This window comes from Aporhodopirellula sallentina SM41, assembly GCF_000346505.1.
GTDB classification, from domain to species: Bacteria; Planctomycetota; Planctomycetia; order Pirellulales; family Pirellulaceae; genus Rhodopirellula; species Rhodopirellula sallentina.
The window spans coordinates 13033-34195 of record NZ_ANOH01000120.1 but is presented as its reverse complement, the minus strand read 5'-3'; the positions used below and the strand labels follow the sequence as shown (position 1 = coordinate 34195).

Sequence of the window (21163 nt, the reverse complement as noted above, 5' to 3'; positions counted from 1 at the left end):
TTTGAAAACCTTAGATAAAAAACTCGACAATTTGCGTCGCAATCCTGACGCGAATGACTTCATCATCGCCGATGCTAAAGACGCAGACATGGCGTGGGGAATCGCGGCACCGGGGCGACCTTACCCCGACGACGGGCGAGATCGGTTTTACTCGATGCCTGAATTCCTCGATCAAATGCGGGAAATGGTCGCGAGTGGATACATCGATATTCTGCTGGCGTCCAATTCAGCGATGAGCGTGCTCGCCCATCGTGACCAACTGTTTGCCGACAGCCCGGTCACGCCGGCCATTCGGGCAAACGACACGACCGATGTTTGGATCAGCCGCGCGGCCAACTATCGCGATCTGCCATCGAGGCCGTTCAGATCGAGCAATCTCCACGAGGCTCAATACGGCAGCCTGACCGCACCGAGCGATGGAGAACCAGTCGTCAATTTGGGGCTCTATTCGATCACGTTCAACAATGATCTCGATGCCGACTACAACAGTTTGACTGCGTTCAAGGAGTTTCGAACCGACGCCGCTGCATGTGGGTTTGAATACTTCCTAGAAGTCTTCGCTCCGAACGTGGAAGACTGTAGCATCGCGCCGGAGAACATCCCGGCGTTCGTCAACGATTCCCTGGTGCGAGCGTTAGCGGGCGTGGGACGTGCTCACTGGCCAAAGTTTTTGAAGATCCCTTACTTTGGCCCCAAGCCAATGGAGGAACTGGCGGCTTACGATTCGGATTTGATTGTCGGCATCCTCGGTGGCGGCAGCGGGACAACCTACGACGCGTTCAAGCAACTCTCCGAAGCGCAGAAATACGGCGCCCGCGTGGCACTTTATGGACGCAAAATCAAAGACGCCGAACACCCGCTATCGATGGTGAAATATCTTCGTGCGATCGTCGACGGAAACATCACTGCCGAAGAAGCGGTCAAGGCGTACCACGGCGATCTTCAAAAACTCGCCATCGCCCCCAAGCGGGATCTTCAACACGACAGCGAATTGACCGCCACCGAACTCAGTTATGCACGTTAGCCCGATGATCGAAAAACTACAGTCATCGGAAGAACGGGCCTGTGCGGGAATTTGTAAAGACCAAACATGTTGCAGAGCTTTAGCGAATCGCAAAGGCACAACGCGTCGCGACGGCATCAAGGCATGAAAGGCGACGTGAGATGACAACTTCGTTTGAGAACATGCTGCGTGACCGCGGCTTTCTACAATCGCAATCACCGACGCTGACGCCGTTGACCGGTGGTGTCTCGAGCGAAATTTATCTGGTTCGCGATGGCGATCGACGTTTCGTCGTCAAACGGGCCTTGGAAAAACTCAAGGTGCAGCAGGATTGGTTCGCCGACACGTCTCGCAATCAGAGCGAGCAGGCGTTTATGCGGTATGTTGCCGGGTTTCGTCCCGATGCGATGCCAGAGATCTACCGTTGTGATGCCGAGGGTGGTGTGTTCGCGATGGAGTATCTCGACGGTTTCAGCAATTGGAAACAGGACCTGCTCGACGGGGAGTGTGACATGTCGCTCGCTCGAAGCGTCGGCGAACTTCTCGGCGAGATTCACGCAACCACGTGGGGAGATCCCAAGGTCGCCGAGCAATTCGACACCATTGCCAATTTTGATCAACTCCGAATCGATCCCTATTTACGTGGTGCGGCGGATAAAAATCCGGATCTCGGACCACAATTGCTCAACGAAGCAGAGCGTTTGACCAAGAGTCGTCAGTGTCTGATCCACGGTGACTATAGCCCCAAGAATATCTTGCACCGAGACAACCGAGTTGTCCCGCTCGATTGCGAGGTCGCTTGCTACGCCGATGCCGCGTTCGACTTCGCGTTCCTCATCAACCACTTGTACCTGAAGTCACTCTACCACGCTCCCCGGCGGTTGCCTTTGGACGCGATGATCGAAGAAGTTCGCGTGGGCTATCGCGAAAAGAATCCTTCGCACTCGGCGGCAGTGGAAGACAACGTTGCCACGTTGCTGCCCATGTTGATGTTGGCGAGGGTCGATGGGAAGAGCCCGGTCGAGTACCTCGATTCGCAAAAGCAGAGCGTCATCCGAACCTTTGCCCGATCGCAAATCGCGTCTGGACCGACCGACCTCGACCAAACGCACAGCCAGTGGCTTCAAAACCTCCAACCCTTAGTGAATGAATGAAGATTGAATCCCTTGACGCCTACCAGATCTACGATTCGCGTGGCATGCCGACTGTAGAAGTCGAGGTCCGTTTGGCTAGTGGAGTAAAAGGCTACGGGCTCGTTCCGAGTGGAGCGTCGACGGGGCAGTTCGAGGCACTCGAAATGCGTGACGGCGACTCAAAGTCTTTTCGCGGAAGATCGGTTTTCAAAGCCGTTGAACACGTTCGCACCGAGATCGCATCGCTTTTGTCGGGGCATGACGTTTTCGATCAGTCGGGCATCGACCGGGCCATGATTCAACTCGATGGCACACCGAACAAAACTCGATTGGGTGCGAACGCGATCTTGGGTGTGTCGATGGCGGTCGCCAATGCGGCGGCGATCGAACGTGGCGTGCCGCTCTATGAGTCAATTGGCGGCGGCAAAGGGACACAGCTACCGTTGCCTGAGATTCAAATTATCGGCGGCGGTGCTCACGCGAATTGGCGGACCGACGTCCAGGATTACTTGGTCATCGCGACCGGGGCAAGAAACTACGCGGAGACGCTCGAAATTACATTCAACGTCTACCACGCCGCTGGGGATTTGATGCGAGAACGCAACAAGTACTACGGTCTCGCGGACGAAGGTGGCTATTGGCCGGAGTTTGAGAACAACGAAGACGCGTTGGAGGTCCTCGTCGAAGCGATGCAGCGTGCGGGCTACACGCCTGGAAAAGAGGCATCCATTTCGCTCGACATCGCGGCGAGCGATTTATACGACGAAGAAACGCAGACCTATCGATTCGGTTTGGAAAACAAAAGCTTCTCTTCCGAAGAGTTCTCGGCATTGTTGATCGATTGGTGCGAAAGTTATCCCATCATTTCGATTGAAGACCCGTCCGCCGATACCGATTGGGACGGGTGGAACCGAATCAACCAAGCGGTCGGCGAACGCGTTCAGATCGTGGGCGACGATCTTTTCACGACCAATCTAAAGCGGATCAAAGAAGGAATCGAACGCAAGGCTGCCAACAGTGTTCTGATCAAACTAAATCAGATCGGAACAGTGACCGAAACGATCGACGCCATCGAGTTAACTCAACAGGCCGGTTGGCTGCCGATCGTGTCGGCGCGCAGCGGAGAGACCGAAGACGCGTTCATCTGTCACCTCGCTGTCGCGACCAACGCCGGACAACTCAAAGTAGGTTCGTTCGCACGTAGCGAGCGAATGGTGAAGTGGAATGAAGTGCTGCGTATCGAACGTTTGTTGGGGCAAAACGCGACTTTCCAAAGTGCAGAGATCTTTTCCAAACTCAAACAGCTCTAGAAAATTGAGAATGTGATGAACAGGTTGATCGGGGTTCTGATCGCGGTGACCTTTGTGGCAATTTCAGACCGCGCGACAGGCAATGATCACACGGTGCACAGCGGTCACAAATTGGGCACTGATTTCGAGAGCCCGTCGCCTCGCGTGACCGAGGACTTTAACTTCGGTTGGCTGTTTGCGAAGTGCGATCGCTCGGATGGTTCTATTGCCGTTATCCCTGACGCGGATCTGAAGTTTCAAAAGATCAACCTGCCGCATGACTGGAGCATCCGGGAATCCTATCGCCAGGAAAACACTGCAGCGAGTACGGGATTCCTGCCCGGAGGCGTCGCCTGGTACCGCAAGTCATTTCGATTGCCGGCATCAGACCGCGGCCGAAACATCCGCATCGAATTCGACGGTGTTTACTGTCGGTCAGACGTGTGGATCAACGGACATCATCTCGGCTTTCGACCGAACGGCTATAGCAGTTTCTCATACGACCTGACGCCGCATCTACGATTTGGAGATTCGACAAACGAAATCATCGTCAAGGTCGATCACTCCGCCTATGTTGACTCGCGGTGGTACACGGGATCGGGGATCTACCGCAACGTTCGATTGGTCAAAACGGCACCGACGCATATTCCTCAGTGGGGCGTGCGAGTCACAACGCCACTGGTCCGTGAAGACCACGCCGCAATCAACGTTCGGGTCGAAATCGAGAAGTCCTCGACTCAAACAACGACTGCGGGAGAACCGATCGTTGAGGTTTGTGTCTTCGAAGGTGACGACCGCGTGTCGGATATCGTGCGGGCATCGAAACAAGACGACGGCTATCGAGCGAACGTCGGCTTGCCGAATCCGAAACGTTGGAGCACCGAATCGCCCTTCCTGTACCGGCTCGTTGTGAATGTTCGTGACACAGAAAAAACGCTCGATCGTGTCGAAACAACGTTTGGCATCCGTACGATTCGTTTCGATGCGGATCGCGGCTTCTTTCTCAACGATGTCTCGACAAAGATCAAAGGCGTTAATCTTCATCACGACGCTGGGGCAATTGGAGCGGCCGTCCCTAAAGCGGTTTGGAGGTATCGGCTTGCGAAACTCAAGTCGATCGGCGTGAACGCGATACGAATGTCGCACAACCCGCATTCGGTCGAATTGTTGGACCTGTGTGACGAGATGGGCATGCTCGTGATGGACGAGTTCTTCGACGAGTGGGATCGTCCGAAAGCAAAGAGCATCCGGTATCTCGGTGATCATCCGGATGAAACGATGGACGCCACAAACGGCTACACGAATTACTTCGATGAGTGGGCAGAACGTGACCTCAAAGATCTGATACGCAGAGACTTCAATCACCCATCAGTAATCATGTGGAGTATCGGAAACGAAATCGAATGGACCTTCCCGCATTACTCTCAAGTATTTGCACGTCTGAATCCGGAATCGGTGCAAGGTGAGACCGTACCGGTGTTTGATCCCGCGGTTGTCAAACCAGCGTTGGATGAAGTCACTGAAGGTGAAGACCCGCTCGCCACCATCGCTCAGCGACTGTCCAGGTGGGTAAAAGAAGAGGACATCACCCGACCGGTGACCTGCGGCAGCGTGCGTCCGAGCATTTCGGCGGTGAGCGGATACTTCGATGCGGTTGATATCACAGGATTCAATTACCGAGCCGAATGCTATGACGCCGCACATGCAACGTATCCCCAAATGAAAATCATCGGTTCCGAGAACTGGGGTGCCTACTCAGAATGGAAAGCTGTCCGCGACCGCGAGTTTGTCAGTGGCATGTTCGCGTGGACCGGCTTTGCATATTTGGGAGAAGCCGGTCCTTGGCCACGCAAGGGACTCAACCTTTCCTTCTTCGACTACGCGGGATTCCAGACTCCGCGGGGACACTTCTTTGAGTGTCTGTGGAAAGACGAACCGAAGGTCTACATGGTCACCACACCCGCATCCAAATCCGAGTACACCTATTCGGAAAAAGACGGTTGGCAGTTCGAGATGCAGATGCACGAACCTCCCTACTGGAGTGCTTTGCGGAAGTGGGAATGGTATCCCGTTAACGAACATTGGAACTACCGCTCGCGGGAAAGCATCGTGGTTCAGGTTTATACAAACTGCGAGGAAGCGGAACTGTTTCTCAATGGACGCAGCCTGGGAAAACAACGTCTCGAAGATTTCCCCGATGACAATATCATCAAATGGATGTTGCCGTTCGAAGAAGGCGAACTGTCAGTGACCGCGGTTCATCACAGCGGTGCTACTCGGTCTTACTCACTTTCAACAGCCGGCGAACTGGCGGGCATAGAATTGGTTTCTGACACCGGTTGTCTCGAGGCTGATGGTTACGATGTCGCTCATGTGCGTGCCGTCTTGGTGGATCGCTCGGGGCAACGGATCTGCACCGAAGATGTCTCCGTCGACTTCGAAGTTCAGGGCGCGGCCAAGCTTCTCGCGGTCGATAACGGTTGGGAGAAAAACGTCGAACCTCACTACCGACCGACAGTGACGTCGCACCACGGGCGTGCGATGGCGATCATTCAATCGGGCTTCACGCGAGGTGAGTGTGTCGTACGGGCGCGAGCAGCCGGACTGGAAAGCAAACCGGTAGAACTGAATGTCCGTTGAGGATGCGAGCGTGGTAATGGCGAAAGAGAAATCCGAGGTTCTCCGACTCGTTCTCGCAAACAGGTCGGCTCGGCGTTTCTATTTGACTTCGATCGTCATCGGTTTGCTGCGGAGCTTTCCTGCTCGTGCTCGGATAACCGCTTGGGCCGGTGTGCGTTGCGACTGAATGATTGTCAGACATCGCCCTTGATGAGTTGGGACGCGATCGGACTGATACTCATCGACAGTAATCCCAGAGCCATTGTCAACACCAAGTTTTGTGACGTTGCCTTCGATTTCGAACGTGATTTCGAGTTCCTGATTCCGCACCGGTTTTTGATCGGCGTCGACCAATTGGGCGACGATGTGCGCGACATCGGTACCATCGGATCGCAGGAGATCGTTATCGCTCGAAAGAATGATCTCGGTCGGTTCTCCTGCGGTTGAAAGTCGATCGGAATGTGTCACATCGCACTCGACGAAGCGGGCCTCGAGAGTCCCCGGGGCGAACGGAACGAGCCATTTGAATATTCGATCGGGAAAGTCCGAAAGGCTTTTGATCCCGAGTGATCGGTCGTCGAGAAAGAGTTCAACGCGATCACTGTTGGCAATCACCTCGACGACGACCTCTTCCTCCGGTTGGTAGTTCCAATGACGGTTGACGTCGTGCCAAATCCACGTGCGTCGTTTCCAATCACCATCGGTCTTTCCGACAAGATCGCCGCTCGTTGGGTCAATCCGATACTTTGAATCCGCGAACGGCTGGGTGCAGAGAAACACGTGTGGGTCATCCGACCACAGTGTTTTCATCATGTGGAAAGATTTTTTTTCAAAGCCTGCCGTATCGAGCAGGCCGCTCAGTACGCTCTTTCGAGGCCAGTCTTCATGTGATTCGCCCATGTAATCAATGCCGGTCCAAAGGAACAGACCGGCAACAAAAGGCCGCTGCATCACGGCTTTCCACTCATGCCACTGGGGAACGTTTTCGGTGCCCATCACGATCGTGTCGGGAAAATGCTTTCGGGCGTAGTCGTAGACCACCCGACGATAGCTGTAGCCAACAACGTCCAAGGAGTCGGCGTATCCGGTAACGTGACTAACCGAAGGCAAGATGCAGTTGGAGACAACCGGACGAGTCGTGTCCATGTCCTTGGTCCACCGGGACAGTTTCTGAGCAGTCTCCGCCAAAACGTATTTGCCGGCCGGCGTCTCCTGGTAGCGTTCCTTGATCTCTTCCGGCATCAAATGCGGAGCCGTCCAGAAGTAATTCCCTGACGCATCGGCGTCGAAGTAACCGGAGGCTTGGCGGTAGCGGGGATAGGTCCATTCGATTTCGTTCCCGATACTCCACTGGAAGATGCACGGATGGTTACGGTCTCGCCGCATCGTGGCCTTCAAGTCTCGCTCCGCATATTCCTGGAAGAACTCCGCGTGGCCTCGCGTGATTTGGTCGTCGTGCTGTTCCACCATGTTGAGGCGTTTGTCTTTGGGATTGTCCCACTCGTCGTAGAACTCTTCTTGGACGAGCAATCCCATTTCATCACACAGGTCTAGAAACTCGTTCGAGGCGGGATTGTGCGCGGTACGAATCGCATTGCAGCCGGCGGATTTCAACTTTGCTAAACGCCGCTTCCAAACTCCCTTGGGAACCGCGGCCCCGACGAGCCCGGCATCGTGGTGAAGACAGACGCCTTTGATCGCGGTACGTTTCCCGTTGAGATAGAACCCGGTCTTTGCGTCGAAACGAATTTGGCGAATGCCGAATCTGGTTTGGTATCGGTCGACAACATCAGCTTGCTGCGTGATCGATGTTGTCGCGGTGTAAAGATGAGGAGTGTCGAGCGACCAGAACCGCGGCGATTCGATGGAAAAGGTTTGCCGAAAAGTTTGCGTGTCAGACGCGGCTACTTCGCAGGTCGAGGATTCCGTCGTCACGACCACGCCTGACTCGTCGGAAATTGTCGTTGTGAGATCAAACTGCTTCGCGACATCGCATTTGTTTTGAACTTCGATCTGTAACTCAGCCGATGCCTCACTCTGTGAAATTGTCGAGGTCGTTACAAAGGTTCCATCGATGGGAACATGCAGCGTGTTGGTAGTGATGAGTTTGACATCTCGGTAGATGCCCGATCCTGTATACCAACGACTGTCTGCGTAGCGGGAGTGGTCGACCTTCACCGCGAGAACATTGTCTTCGCCGGACGTGTTCAACAGCGACGTAATGTCGAAAGAGAACGGAGTGTATCCATAAGGATGAAACCCCAACCGGGTTCCGTTAAGCCAAACCTCGGTGCGGTTATAAACGCCGTCAAAATGCAGGTAGACGAGTTCGTCTTGGTTGACTGGTTTCGAGAAGTGTTTTCGATACCAACCGATGCCGCCGGGCAAGTAGCCTGTGCAGCCTTCGAGGTTTTCCTGGAACGGCGATTCGACGCTCCAGTCGTGAGGGAGCGTCAACTCTCGCCAGCTCGAGTCATCGTGATCGCGCGAGTACGCGTCGTCGGCGTGGAGCGAAAAACGCCAACCGGCATTGAAGTCCACGACTCGGCCCGGTTGTTCGTAGTCCGCCGGGGAGGTAGGTAGGGCAGTCAGTAAAAACGCGAGACAGATTGCGAGGCGGACGTGGATCTTCATGATGTGAACTCGTTGACGATGTTGCCGCGCCGTGGAAGTAGCCAACGTTTGGTCTCCCATCGAGTCTGCGACGCACGCGGATTGCTACTCGACCTTCTGATATTTCTGAATGTACATCCAACCTTTGGGGCCCGCGTTCCATTTCAAAACGTGGCTCAGTCCCCATTGAACGCCAGAGTGCGGTGTGTCGTCCGGTTCGTTGGGGCGGAACAGCCCAGCGGCTTCAGGCATGTTTTTCACCGTCCCCATGACCTGGAAGTTCAACCCGTCTTCGGCATATTGAATCGTCTTGGCTTCAGGACCGTCTTGATGTTGCAAAATTGCGATCCCGGTTCCGTACTTCCAAACCATGACTTCATGGCCCGTGTTGGTGATCGGGTTGTACGGAGACTTTTCGAATGGGCCGGTGGGTGAATCCGAGATCGCCACGCCCCATTTGACTTGCTTGCGAAGACCGCATGGCGGGTTGCACCACTGGCGACAGTTTTCGTTGTCGCGGCAACTGCACTCACCCTTGTAGTACAGATAGAACTTGTCGCGGTAATGAATCAGACAGGGATCATGGACGGCTCGGTTGTCAAAGAACATTTGTTCTGTGTAGGTCGGCGTGAGCACGGGAGCATCGAGCTTTTTCCATGGCCCATCAGGGGACTGGGCGTGCGCCATTCCGACAACGTTTCGATTGTAGATTCCGTCGACGTCCGCAGCGGCTTGGTAGATGAGGTAGTAGACGTCATCGTGCACAAAGATTTCAGTGGTGAAGACCGAACGGTGGTCGAACGAACCTTCGACACCTCGCGGAACTGCGACGCCTTGCTCCTTCCATGTTTCGCCGTCTTTGGAAGTGGCTAAATAGAGATCGTTGAGGTCCCACGGGGCGATCTTGTTGGTGTCGTGTGTGAGACTATACGAGTACCAAACGTAGTACGTGCCATCGACAAGAATGACCGAACTCGGATCTCGACGGGTGTAGGTCGGATCGGGAGCGAGATCGCCTTTGAGAAGCGACGAGGTGAAGGCGATGTTCCATTCCGGTTTCGCTGGATTGTCGACTTCGCACCCATTGGCCAAGTAATGTTGCTCGCGGATGGTGGCGGCGCTCTCGTGCCGCTTTCGAAGTTTGAACTCAATCTCGTCGTTAGGTGACACGTTCTGTTCTTCATCGAACATGTATCCGACACTCTCCACCCTGATTGTTTTGGCGTCCGAATCACTGGCTTCGATTTGGAAGGTGCCATTGTCGTCTGTCTTCGTTGACAACTCGTCTTCGACGAGGCGGACCGTCAGCCCGGCCAGAGGGGATTGTGATTCGCGGTCAACAACACGTCCTTTGAACTCATCGGCCAACGCCGCACATGGAAGGCACAGGATGAGTGCAACAACGAACGAGCATTTTCGAGACGGGGACAGTACGTAATTCATGGAGCCGATTCGGATGCGAGTAAAACGTGGGGAAAAACAGGGGTGCTAAGCGAGTCGCGAAAGAACGAGGATGGAATCGAGGACGGTAACACAGCGGGCTATTTCAATCGCCATGTGCGGATCCAGTCGTAACGCGTGGTCCGTTCGTCTTCGGACATGGTGGCGACATATCCGCCGTCCTCGGGCACCGGATTCCAGTCATAGGTTTCGATCGCCATTTGGTAGTAGGAGGGAACATCCCAATCGACTCCCGGTTTGAGAGAGTAGACGTATTTGCCGTCGAGATAAAAACGCAGCTCGCGAGGCGATTTCCACCACGCTCCGTAGACGTAATATCGCTCCCAGTTTTCGGTTTCCGTTTTGACCGAACCTTGAATTTGAACCTTTTCAGGACGCTCTTTCGTGGGACGCTCGATCGCGTTGGAATGAAAGATCTGATTCCAATTGCGTCCCCAACCGTGTGTCAGTTCGGTGGTTCGGCCGACGCATTCTTGAATATCGAACTCGAGTCTTTTGGGAACGTTACCTTTCGTCATCAACCAAAATGTGGACGACATTTCCGTATGGTTCGCTTTCATACGACACTCGTAATACCATCCGACTTGGCCGGGATGGATCGAGCGAACGATCGCACCGTGGTATTTGTACTCGTGATCGTTGATGGTCTGCGGTGAATCGAGGACGCCGACGGTCACGCAGAGGTTGCCCTCTTTGACCGCGACACTTTCGGGTTGGAACAATCCAGGTGGGCGACCGATCCATGCCCAGCCTCTTGATTTGGGATCGCTGTCCCATTTCGATTCATCCAGTTCGTTTCCATCAAAATCGTCGGACATCAGATCGACCAGTTCCCATGTTTTGTCCGAGGGCCGAGGATCTTCATGGTCGACAAAGTGTGGCGTTGTCTGAGCTGATACGTTGCTGACAAGGCAAAGAAGAATCAGAGGCACGAAGTGTTTGGCGATTGTCATTGGAGAACCATGTAGAGTGATGCCAAGGTGTGGAGAGTTGCACCTGAGTAGAATGCGTCGAGAACGCAGAACTTGCTGCGGGCGGCCAGAGACAGACTACGGGGACATGAGTTACGGGTTGTTCGATCGGACCTTGTACATGTTCGCACCGATCTCTTGGGCGGCGGCAATGGTTTCGGGATAGGGCGTGTCACAATTGTCGACAAAGCCGACTTGATAGTTCTCACCATCGCCTCGCCCCGCAGTCGGTTCGGACGTGTACTGAAACCAGTGAGTGCCGACGACACGGGGGTTTTTCAGTGCGGTGTTCAAGAAGTTCTTGTAGCACTCCGCTCGATGCTCTTGATTCTTCGCGGGGACTTTGGTCGGGTGAAAAAGCCCACGGTCAAGTGCACCGAAGTGGAACTCGCCGACGATGATCGGTTTGTCTTCGCCTTCGGGAAGTTGGAGGTCCGCGACGCTGTAGCGATATTGATTGAAACTGACGACGTCGCAGAATTTGCTCGCCGCCCGCAACGCAACATCCGAGTACCAGATGAATCGACAACCGAGGTACAGTTGCCCGGGTGCAGCCTTCGCGAGTTCCCCTTTGACGGTTCCGAAATACGTGTCCGCGAACTGTTTGGAAAATGCGAGCAAGTCTTCGGAGGCATTTTCGACATCCGGCGTCTGGGTCGCGGTTGCGAGAGCGTCCCAAGATTCGTGCTCGGTACCCCAAGACGCATTGAGTTCTTCGACAGTTTCATATTTGTCACGAAGCTGCTCGATGAACACCTTCTTGGCGGCCTGTTCAGGTGGGCAGGCGAGAGTCCAAAGGGCCAAAGATTCGTTGTTGCCCCAGTACAACTCATTATCAACATAGAATCCGATGCACCATGGATCACCGAGTGATTCGTGACACGTATCGATCCCCTCGATCACCGCCGTGCGGAACTGAGGATCAAACACATCCACGAACGTAGTCCATCGCTTTTCGGCGCCCTGCAACGTCGGGCAATTCTCGGCTCGGAAGAAGGCGACATAGGGCGTCTTGTGCTGCAGATACACCTCCGAGTCTGACCAAGACGCGAGCGTATTCATGCCCCAATGGCGCAGACGCTGATGAGCGGTTTTTGTGAATTCCGACTTCCAATTCTCGCCGTATTTGCGAAACAAATTCGCCGCGTAGAAGTTGTACATCTCGAAAGGAATTCGGTCCGCGTAGAACCCGAATGCCCACGTGCTCTGGAAGTAAAACTGACCGAGCGGTGATTCCTTGGAGGGGAGATTCCGGAAGTAGGTTTCGCGGTGCTGCGTTCCGGTGCCACCGAAGCGAGTGGAAACCGAGTCGATGCCGTGTGACCAAAATCGACATCCGTCAGGATCGATCAGCCACCAAACGCCATCATGTTTCTCGACGCGAAAGAACTTCGCACGATCGCGTTGGGGACCATCCTTCCATCCACCGAATCGATTAAACGAAGTCGGCCCGGTGCTCTCTGCCAACACTTTGGCTTCGTCGTCGCGGTACTGATGGAGCTGCGCGTCCGAATGAATCTTGCCCGGCCAATCGCCGTGGATGAATTGCCCGTACTCATCGATGAACGGCAGGAACGTTTCTGGATCGAGAACTTCGACGGGTTGTTCGAATCGAACGTTATCGATTGTGAACTCGTGGTCTTCCCTCGGCGTTCGCAGAAACAGAATAACCTCATTAATCTTCGCCGGATCGATCGATTGCTGTCCGGGGGCCGCGTGCATTCCTTCCAATTTCAACGGGCTGGAAAATTGCCACGGTGTGTCAGACAAGTTCGCCGAAACGGTAACCGAGTCACCTGGTTTGACGAACGTCATTTTTGTAACGCTATTGCTCTGTCCGTCTCCTCCCGGGTTGTCGATCCGCAGTCCCAATTCGAAGGCGTGCTCTCCTGTGTTCTGCACGTCGAGTGCGAGACGTTGATACGGGGCACCATTCCAAAAGGTCGACTCGGGTTTGAGCGTGATGCCGGGCCAGTCCAAATCGTGGCGCGAATGAAGCATGAGTCGCGAGCCAGACGCACCGTCAACGCGGCTGATTTCAATGCCACGCGATTCGATTCGTCCCATCGACTCATCGTCTTCAAAATGGAACAGCATTTCACGTGAGTCCGGCTCGCTGGCGTGTGCCGGTGACGGCGACGCGAGCAACATCCCCAACACGATCGCGACGCAGTACGGCGACCTCGATAGGGTCAACGCGGCCGCGACGGGAGTCGATTTGGCTCGAATCGGCGGAGCGTAAGAAGAGCGGCAAGCAGCGGCGGCCTGCTGAAGAACGTTCGCAGGATTGGCGAACGTGGGAGAACCCGAATGGCAAATCATTGGTATTCAGTGCGGTGGGGGCGTGATTGCCGGACGCGGTGCCGGCTGAACCACGATTTTGTCACATGTAGATTGTTAACAAAATAACGACTCGAACTCGGGTGTCAACCGGATAACGGCGTTGCCTGCCACGTTATGGGCGATTGTGGGTCGCTCGTCGTACAAATGAGCATTGGGATGCGCTGCGTGCTGAGAACGCTCGCCCGATCTGGTTTGGGGTGGATAGGCTTGGGTAAGCCGTGGTGGATCTGGTTAGGGATCCTCATGCACCAGGATCTTTTACAAGATCCACTACCTGAAGATATTGCTGATAGAAACGACTAGCGGACGACTCTTGCGCCGCCTCCGGCCATCACCTTTTCGACTTCCTGGACGGTGACCATCGTGGTGTCACCGGGCGTGGTCATGGCGAGGGCACCGTGAGCGGCACCATAATTAACGGCCTTGTCGGGATCGCCGGTCGTCAGGAAGCCGTAGATCAAACCGCTGGCAAAGCTATCTCCGCCGCCGACTCGATCGAGAATCTCGAGTTTGGGGAATGCCTGCGACTCATAGAACTCGCCGCCACACCATGCCACCGCACTCCAGTCGTTGGAGGTTGCCGAATGGACTTCACGGAGCGTCGTGCCGGTGGCTTGAAAGTTCGGGAATTCGGTGACCGCTCTCTCGATCATCTGTTTGAACTTCTCAACGTCGATGTTTGCGAGATTTTCGTCGACACCTTCGACATGCAATCCCAGACAAGCGGTGAAGTCTTCCTCGTTGCCGATCATCACGTCAACTGACTTCGCGATCTCGCGATTGACTTCCTGCGCCTTGGCATGCCCGCCGATCCCTTTCCATAGCGACGGGCGATAGTTCAGGTCGTAGCTGACGATCGTGCCGTGTTTGCGTGCGCACTGAACCGCTTCGATAACAACATCCGGTGTCGTGTCGCTCAGCGCCGCATAGATGCCACCGGTGTGGAACCAGCGGACACCGAGTTTCCCGAAGAGGTGTTCCCAATCAATGTCGCCCGGTTTGAGTTGACTCGCGGCGGTCAAACCACGATCGGGACATCCCACCGCCCCACGGATACCAAACCCGCGTTCGGTGAAGTTCAACCCATTGCGGATCGTTCTGCCGAGTCCGTCGTAAGGCATCCATTTCACGAAACTCATGTCGACGCCACCTTGAAGGATGAGATCTTCGGCGAGTCGTCCGATCTCGTTGTCCGCGAACGCACTGACCAATGCCGTTCGCATTCCAAAGCATCGCCGCAGGCCGCGAGCGACGTTGTACTCGCCGCCTCCTTCCCAAACGTTGAATTGCCGGGCGGTGCGGATGCGGGTTTCGCCGGGATCGAGCCGGATCATAACTTCGCCGAGTGAGACAAGGTCAAAGCGACAATCGTCTGCGTTTTTGACGTTAAGTGCGTTCTTCATGGTGGGGATATTAGATAAAAATATGTGTGTAACGATTTGCCCGGCAACGGTTCACGTCATCGGGCGAAGATGGACAAGGAGGCCAGCACGCGCGAAGGCGACCAGCACAGGCGACGCGATAAACACAGGAACCCGACCAACACAAGCATCTTCGACAAGCCCTGAATATTCTCTACAAACGCCCTGATTATTCTCTACAACCCCCTGGATATTCTCTACAAACCCCAGGACATCCTCTACAAACGCCAGGACATTCTCTACAAACACAGTCGAGGAAATGCACGTGGGGGAAATCAGCTCTTAGCCAACTCGACCGCGTCGCGAGTCAGTTGAGCAATTTCGGCAAACTTCTGATCGCGGATCAGATCGGCCTTCACCATCCAACTGCCACCGCAGGCGACGACGGAAGGCAGGGACAAGTAGTCGCGAAGGTTGCTCGTTGAGATACCGCCCGTTGGGATGAACCGCACCGAACCGTAGGGCCCTTGAAGCGCCTTGAGCATCTTCGCGCCGCCGATTTGTTCCGCCGGAAAAAACTTAACCACCTCCAAGCCGAATTCGAGGGCCGTTTCGAGATCCGTGGGGCTGGAGACGCCCGGGAAGATCGGCATTTCGTTGTCCAAGCACCACTGAACGGTTCGCGGATTGAACCCGGGCGAGACGATGAATCGAGCCCCCGCGTCTGCAACCTGCTTGGCCTGGTCAACGCTGTGCACCGTTCCGGCCCCGACGAGGAAACCTTGGCGATCGGCGAGCGACTCGATGGCCGCGACTCCGGCGTCGGTCCGCAGGGTAATTTCGGCAACCGGAAGCCCCCCCTCGGTCAGGGCATCAGCTAAATCGGACGCGTCTTCCACGCGGTCAATCGCGACGACGGGGACGATCCGCAAACTTTCTATCTGGTCTATCAATTTCTCTCTCCCATTGCGGGTTTACTGCAAAATCTCGGCAAGCAATCACTTGTATATGGATTCACGACGCTGTACGATGTTAACAATTAACAGATGGCATTCGTAAGGTGCCTGGCGCAAAAAACTGAGTCGAAATCATGTCCATTCAACCGAAGACGGTACGAGAACAGGTCACCAACCAACTTCGCGACGATCTCCTGTCGGGTCGTTTCGAGGCCGGGTCGATGCTGCGTGAGATTGAATTGGCGAGCCGGTTTGGCGTCAGTCGCGGTCCCGTTCGTGACGCATTCATTCAATTGTCTCACGAAGGATATCTCGCCTACTACGCCAACCGTGGTGTGATGGTACGGCAACCGCCGAATCCAGAGGACCGGAAGTTTATCACATCGCTGCGTGTCGAGATTGAGACTCACGTGGTGACCCGCGGTGCCGCCTCAGTCGACCCCGGCGAACTGAAGCTTGTCGAGGTGTCACTGGATCGTTTGAAGGCGGCCTGTGACACGGGCAAGGCGACCCACATTGCCCTGCGGGATGTTGAATTCCACGAGGCGATTTTGGTCGCGTGCGGTGGCGAAGACATGTTGGGCGCGTGGCGGCAGTTGTGTTCGCGCATGTTGCTCACCTACACGCGTCACGACAACTACGCCCAAACTTACCGAGAGCATTTCGAAATCTTCACGCCGTTGGCAGACGGGGATCCGAAAGCCACCGTTGCCGCGATCAAGGCAAACATTCGTTAGCGTCACCAACGCTCACACCCTCCCCACAATTTTTCAACCGGATACGGTACATGTTCATTGGAATTGCCGCCGCGCTCGTCGCGGGCACGATGCTCGGTCTCTACGCTTTACCAGGAAAGTACACCACGGACTTTGAGGAAGAAAACAAGTGGAGCTTGTTCTTCATCCTGACAATGTTTGTTGTCCCCTTGGGCGCAACACTCACGTTGATGAAGGGCGTCGGCGCGGTCTACTCGGGAATCGACTCGGGCATCCTGCTGACAATGATTGTGTCGAGCTTCCTCTGGGGCGTTGGCGTGATGATGTGGGGCAAGGCGATCGACCACATCGGTCTTTCACTCGGCTTTTCTCTATTCATCGGAACGGTGATCTTGGTGGGCAGTATCCTGCCGCTGGGGATTGCGATTTCAAAAGGGCAACCGCTACCTTCGACACCTGCATTGATTGCAATCTTGACAGGGATCGCAATTGTGTTGCTCGGTGTTCTTTCCAACGGCAAAGCGGGGCTAGCTCGAGAAGCCGATGAAGCCGCAATCAAATCGGCCGAAGACGCCGAGGGAGACGGCGGCGAATCAGCAAAGCCAAAGTCGTACGCTTTAGGCATCACGATCGCAGTCGTCGGTGGTTTGTTGGCGACAGGTTTCAATGTCGCGTTCACCTATGGCGCGGGGCCACTCGGTGAAGCGGTCGTTGCCAACGGGAACCCGGGATGGATGACGGCGATGGCGGTCATGTTGCCGGTTTTCCTCAGCGGCGGGGCGGTGATGACGTTTTACTTCCTCTATCAGCTTTCACAGAAGAAGGCATGGGGCAAATTCAAAACGCCGGCATTTGGCAAGAACTTTGTCCTAATTTTCGTGATGGCATTTTTTCATTATGCGGCGTCGGCGATGTACGCATTTGCTGCTGATAAACTCGGTGCCAACGGGCCGGTCGTGGTTTATGCGATTTTCAACACAACCTGCCTCGTCGTTGCAGTGGTCAGCGGTATCCTCACCGGCGAGTGGACGAAGGCATCACCGACCGCGCGGCGTTGGCTCTACACCGGACTGTTCTGCATGGTCGCGGGCGTTTTGACGTTGGCCTTTGGTCAAACACTCGACCAAGCCCCCGAGACAGAACCCGTTGCCGAAGCGGTCGTGGCCGCGGATGCCGAAGGCGTTTAGACACCAGCGATTGAACGGCCGTTTGCGTTCCGCCTTTGCGGCCTGCCGGTCATGAGATCACGCCGAACACATGACGAAGACCCCGGTGGCCGCCCTCACATCCGGTCACCGCCCCACACACAACTCAACACTTTACCTATCTCTAGTTTCATGAAATCAGCACAATACAAAGGCGACCGCACCGTCGATGTCGGCGTCAGCGAAGCAATCGCCCCAGCGGCGGGAGAAGCCCGTTTGGAAGTCGCCTACTGCGGTATCTGCGGCACCGACATTCACATCTTCCACGGGGCCATGGATCAACGAGTTGACATGCCGCAGATCATCGGCCACGAAGCATCGGCTGTCGTTGCCGAAGTGGGAGAGGGCGTTACCAACGTTGCCGTTGGTGACCGCGTGGCGGTTCGGCCGCTGTTCTTTGGCGAACCGGCGAGCTTCGACAAGGGTCATCCCCACGTTGGGAAAAACCTGAAGTTTATCGGCATCGACATGCCCGGCGGGATGCAGTCGTCATGGACGGTGCCCGCCTACACACTGCACCACCTTCCCGAGTCGATGGACCTACAACACGGTGCGATGATCGAACCGGCCGCGGTTGCCTGCCACGACGTACGATTGGGCGACGTCCAATCGGGTGAAACGTGCGTGGTCATTGGCGGCGGCCCCATCGGGTTGTTGATAGCGTTGGTCGCACTGGAGAAAGGGGCCAAGGTCATTCTTTCGGAGGTCAATCAAACACGTTTGGATCTGGCCGCGTCGCTCGGCATCGAAGGCGTCAATCCGCTGAACGAAAATTTGCCCGAAGCGGTCAACCGCATGACCGATGGCAAGATGGCCGATTGCGTTTTCGAAGTTTCCGGATCGGCACCCGGCGTGGAGGTGATGACCGAACTGCCCAACGTTCGCGGCCGAATCGTGATGGTTGCGATTCACCCTCAGCCCAAACCGGTCAACCTGTTCAAGTTCTTCTGGTCAGAGATCAAGATGATCGGCGCGCGACTTTACGAAGAGCAAGATTTCGACGAAGCGATTCAGTTGGCCGCCAGCGGCAAATTGCATCTGGACAAACTGATCACCCAAGTCAGCCCGCTCGAGAAAGTCCAGGAGGTGTTTGAATCCATCGACGCCAACCCTGATGGGATCAAATACCTGATCCAGTGCAGCTAACTTTCCGCATTCACTCCTACGAATAACTTCCCCCAATGAGCATTCTTCAACAATTTGATCTGACCGGAAAAACGGCATTGGTGACCGGGTGCAAACGCGGCATCGGCATGTCGATGGCTATCGGGCTCGCCGAAGCCGGCGCGGACATCATCGGTGTGTCGGCGTCCTTGGAAACAGAGGGCAGTTCCGTCGAGAAAGAAGTCATCTCACTCGGCCGTTCCTTCCGCGGTTATCAATGCGATTTCTCGGATCGCAAATCGGTTTACTCTTTCATCGAACAGGTCAAATCGGAACACCCAACGATTGACATTCTGATCAATAACGCGGGAACGATCCTTCGCAAACCGGCGGCCGAGCACCCCGACGACTATTGGGACAAAGTCATCGAGGTCAACCTGAACGCTCAATTTGTCTTGTCTCGCGAGTTCGGGAAGGACATGATCGCTCGTGGCAGCGGGAAGGTGATCTTCACCGCGTCCCTGTTGACGTTCCAAGGCGGCATCACGGTTCCCGGATACGCAGCGAGCAAGGGCGGTATCGGTCAGTTGACGATGGCCCTCGCCAATGAATGGGCTGGCAAGGGCGTCAACGTGAACGCGATCGCCCCTGGTTACATCGCCACCGACAACACCGAAGCGTTGCGTGACGATCCGGTTCGTAGCGAGCAAATTTTGGCACGAATTCCTGCGGGAAGATGGGGCAATCCCGACGACTTCAAAGGCCCCGCCGTTTTTCTTTCCTCCGACGCTGCGAGTTACGTGCACGGTGCCACGTTGCTGGTCGACGGCGGATGGATGGGACGTTAGCCCTCCCAAATTAGTTTCCCCACACCTCCAATCGAGATCACTCCATTATGTCATTGTCAATGAAGACATCTAGCGGCGACGTCGACCACTATCGCATGTTCATCAACGGCGAGTTCAAGGACTCGGTGTCCGGTGAAACGATCAATGTGGAGAACCCGACGAACGAAGAGTTGATCTACACCGTCCCGAAAGGGAACGCGGAAGACGCCGTGTTGGCGTTGAAGACTGCAGAGGCGGCGCAGAAAGCCTGGGCAGCAACGCCAGCGGTAGAGCGGGGCGAGATCTTGGCGAAATTCGCCGATTTGATTCGTCAAAATCGCGAGCGACTGGCAAAAATTCTCGTCCGTGAGATGGGCAAAACCTACAGTCTCGCGTTGGGCGAAGTCGATGTGTCGGCGGACTTCATCAACTTTCCTGCTCAGGCCGCACGCCGACTCGAGGGTGATATCCTGCCGTCGGATTTGCCCAACGAACACATCATGATTCACAAGGTTCCTTACGGCGTGACCGTTGGAATCGCGGCGTGGAATTTTCCCCTCGCGCTGTCGTGTCGCAAAATCGGCCCGGCGTTGACGACCGGTAACGTGATGGTCGTCAAACCACCTTCGGTGACTCCCGTTGCGGTACTCGCCCTGGGCGAATTGGCTTTGGAAGCAGGGATCCCGCCGGGAGTACTGAACCTGGTCACCGGTGGCGGGTCCACGATGGGCGAGGAATTGGTAACGAACAAAATGACCCGGTTGGTCACCATGACCGGCTCCACACCGACGGGGCAAGAGATCTTCCGTAAAGCGGCAGACCGTTTGACGGCGGTTCGTTTGGAACTGGGCGGCAAGGCACCGTTCATCTTGCTCGCCGACGGTGACGTTGACAAAGCCGTCGAGGCGGCTGTGGTGTCGCGACACCTCAACAGCGGTCAGGTTTGCACCTGCCCCGAACGGTTCTACATCCACGACGCGGTCTACGATGAATTCCTCGAGAAGTACTGCGAGGCCGTTTCGAAGCTGAAGATTGGTGACCCCATGGACGAAAGCACCGACATCGGTCCCAAAGTGAACGCGCACGAAACGAACGAGCTCGAAAAGGTCGTCAATGCGGCAATTGAAGCTGGTGCCAAGGTCGCCGTTGGTGGAAAACGGCCAGAGGGCGAGCAGTATCAAAAAGGACATTGGTATGAACCAACTGTCCTTACTGAATGTACCAACGAAATGACCGTGATGAGGGATGAGGTTTTCGGTGTCGTCAGTCCGATTGCACGGGTCAGCAATTACGACGAAGCACTGACGTTAGCCAACGATAGTGATTTCGGATTGGCTGCGTTTCTATTCACCCGTGACATGCGTTTAATCCAGCGTGCTGTACTCGAGCTCGAGTTCGGTGAGATCTACGTTAACCGTCCTATGGGAGAACAGCGACAAGGCTTCCACAACGGACACAAACTCAGTGGCACCGGAGGAGAAGATGGCAAATATGGTATGGACAATTATCTCGAAAAGAAAACCATGTATGTCAACTTCTCCGAATAATCACCGGTGCGTTTC

Annotated in this window: 15 protein-coding genes; 9 read left to right on the top strand and 6 right to left on the bottom strand. The window is 55.2% G+C overall.

Annotated elements, in window-relative coordinates:
- Position 1: 1 nt before the first annotated feature.
- The 4 genes from RSSM_RS07770 (at position 2) to RSSM_RS07755 (ending at position 6065) form a co-directional block, all read left to right on the top strand.
- A complete protein-coding gene (locus RSSM_RS07770) occupies positions 2–1024 on the top strand; it encodes a beta/alpha barrel domain-containing protein (protein WP_008676359.1) in 1023 nt (340 codons plus the stop codon).
- A gap of 140 nt (positions 1025–1164) precedes the next feature.
- Entirely contained in the window at positions 1165–2157 is a 993-nt protein-coding gene (locus tag RSSM_RS07765) for a phosphotransferase family protein (protein WP_008676357.1), read from the top strand.
- Positions 2154–3446, top strand: a complete 1293-nt coding sequence (gene eno / locus RSSM_RS07760; RefSeq protein WP_008676355.1) for a phosphopyruvate hydratase — start codon at positions 2154–2156, stop codon at positions 3444–3446. The genes RSSM_RS07765 and eno overlap by 4 nt, the downstream gene beginning before the upstream one ends.
- A gap of 15 nt (positions 3447–3461) precedes the next feature.
- Positions 3462–6065 carry a sugar-binding domain-containing protein gene (locus RSSM_RS07755; protein WP_008676354.1) on the top strand — a complete coding sequence of 868 codons (2604 nt, stop codon included), beginning with the start codon at positions 3462–3464 and terminating at the stop codon, positions 6063–6065.
- Between the two features lie 78 nt (positions 6066–6143).
- On the opposite strand, the gene RSSM_RS07750 is transcribed toward RSSM_RS07755, so the two are convergent.
- The 6 genes from RSSM_RS07750 to RSSM_RS07720 form a co-directional block, all read right to left on the bottom strand.
- A complete protein-coding gene (locus RSSM_RS07750; RefSeq protein WP_236621010.1) occupies positions 6144–8678 on the bottom strand; it encodes a glycoside hydrolase family 2 TIM barrel-domain containing protein in 2535 nt (844 codons plus the stop codon).
- Between the two features lie 84 nt (positions 8679–8762).
- Positions 8763–10100, bottom strand: a complete 1338-nt coding sequence (locus RSSM_RS07745; protein ID WP_144059639.1) for a family 43 glycosylhydrolase — start codon at positions 10098–10100, stop codon at positions 8763–8765.
- Positions 10101–10198: 98 nt separating this feature from the next.
- Positions 10199–11071 carry a LamG domain-containing protein gene (locus RSSM_RS07740; protein ID WP_008676348.1) on the bottom strand — a complete coding sequence of 291 codons (873 nt, stop codon included), beginning with the start codon at positions 11069–11071 and terminating at the stop codon, positions 10199–10201.
- 111 nt (positions 11072–11182) lie between these two features.
- Positions 11183–13411 (bottom strand): beta-galactosidase, encoded by a 2229-nt coding sequence (locus tag RSSM_RS07735; RefSeq protein ID WP_008676346.1) that lies wholly within the window; start codon positions 13409–13411, stop codon positions 11183–11185.
- A 320-nt stretch (positions 13412–13731) separates the two neighbouring features.
- Positions 13732–14835, bottom strand: a complete 1104-nt coding sequence (locus RSSM_RS07730) for a sugar kinase (RefSeq protein ID WP_008676344.1) — start codon at positions 14833–14835, stop codon at positions 13732–13734.
- A 293-nt stretch (positions 14836–15128) separates the two neighbouring features.
- Positions 15129–15746: a bifunctional 4-hydroxy-2-oxoglutarate aldolase/2-dehydro-3-deoxy-phosphogluconate aldolase gene (locus RSSM_RS07720; RefSeq protein WP_044301686.1), complete on the bottom strand. Its 618-nt coding sequence runs from the start codon at positions 15744–15746 to the stop codon at positions 15129–15131.
- Positions 15747–15883: 137 nt separating this feature from the next.
- Here RSSM_RS07720 and RSSM_RS07715 point away from each other — a divergent pair, with 137 nt between their 5' ends.
- From RSSM_RS07715 to aldA, 5 genes are all read left to right on the top strand, one after another.
- Positions 15884–16486, top strand: a complete 603-nt coding sequence (locus tag RSSM_RS07715) for a GntR family transcriptional regulator (RefSeq protein WP_008676341.1) — start codon at positions 15884–15886, stop codon at positions 16484–16486.
- 50 nt (positions 16487–16536) lie between these two features.
- Positions 16537–17652, top strand: a complete 1116-nt coding sequence (locus tag RSSM_RS07710) for an L-rhamnose/proton symporter RhaT (RefSeq protein ID WP_008676340.1) — start codon at positions 16537–16539, stop codon at positions 17650–17652.
- Positions 17653–17802: 150 nt separating this feature from the next.
- The gene (locus RSSM_RS07705; RefSeq protein WP_008676338.1) at positions 17803–18816 is read left to right on the top strand and encodes a zinc-dependent alcohol dehydrogenase; all 1014 of its coding nucleotides are present in this window, start codon (positions 17803–17805) and stop codon (positions 18814–18816) included.
- A gap of 41 nt (positions 18817–18857) precedes the next feature.
- On the top strand, positions 18858–19622 hold the full coding sequence (locus RSSM_RS07700; RefSeq protein WP_173403141.1) for an SDR family NAD(P)-dependent oxidoreductase: 765 nt from the start codon (positions 18858–18860) through the stop codon (positions 19620–19622).
- A gap of 59 nt (positions 19623–19681) precedes the next feature.
- A complete protein-coding gene (gene aldA / locus RSSM_RS07695; protein WP_008676335.1) occupies positions 19682–21148 on the top strand; it encodes an aldehyde dehydrogenase in 1467 nt (488 codons plus the stop codon).
- Positions 21149–21163 lie beyond the last annotated feature (15 nt).

Excerpts from the sequence above, each read along its gene's own strand:
- RSSM_RS07765 (WP_008676357.1), top strand. The coding sequence starts at position 1,165 with ATGACAACTTCGTTTGAGAACATGCTGCGTGACCGCGGCTTTCTACAA.
- eno (WP_008676355.1), top strand. The coding sequence starts at position 2,154 with ATGAAGATTGAATCCCTTGACGCCTACCAGATCTACGATTCGCGTGGC.
- RSSM_RS07755 (WP_008676354.1), top strand. The coding sequence starts at position 3,462 with ATGAACAGGTTGATCGGGGTTCTGATCGCGGTGACCTTTGTGGCAATT.
- RSSM_RS07750 (WP_236621010.1), bottom strand. The coding sequence starts at position 8,678 with ATGAAGATCCACGTCCGCCTCGCAATCTGTCTCGCGTTTTTACTGACT.
- RSSM_RS07745 (WP_144059639.1), bottom strand. The coding sequence starts at position 10,100 with ATGAATTACGTACTGTCCCCGTCTCGAAAATGCTCGTTCGTTGTTGCA.
- RSSM_RS07740 (WP_008676348.1), bottom strand. The coding sequence starts at position 11,071 with ATGACAATCGCCAAACACTTCGTGCCTCTGATTCTTCTTTGCCTTGTC.
- RSSM_RS07735 (WP_008676346.1), bottom strand. The coding sequence starts at position 13,411 with ATGATTTGCCATTCGGGTTCTCCCACGTTCGCCAATCCTGCGAACGTT.
- RSSM_RS07730 (WP_008676344.1), bottom strand. The coding sequence starts at position 14,835 with ATGAAGAACGCACTTAACGTCAAAAACGCAGACGATTGTCGCTTTGAC.
- RSSM_RS07715 (WP_008676341.1), top strand. The coding sequence starts at position 15,884 with ATGTCCATTCAACCGAAGACGGTACGAGAACAGGTCACCAACCAACTT.
- RSSM_RS07710 (WP_008676340.1), top strand. The coding sequence starts at position 16,537 with ATGTTCATTGGAATTGCCGCCGCGCTCGTCGCGGGCACGATGCTCGGT.
- RSSM_RS07705 (WP_008676338.1), top strand. The coding sequence starts at position 17,803 with ATGAAATCAGCACAATACAAAGGCGACCGCACCGTCGATGTCGGCGTC.
- aldA (WP_008676335.1), top strand. The coding sequence starts at position 19,682 with ATGAAGACATCTAGCGGCGACGTCGACCACTATCGCATGTTCATCAAC.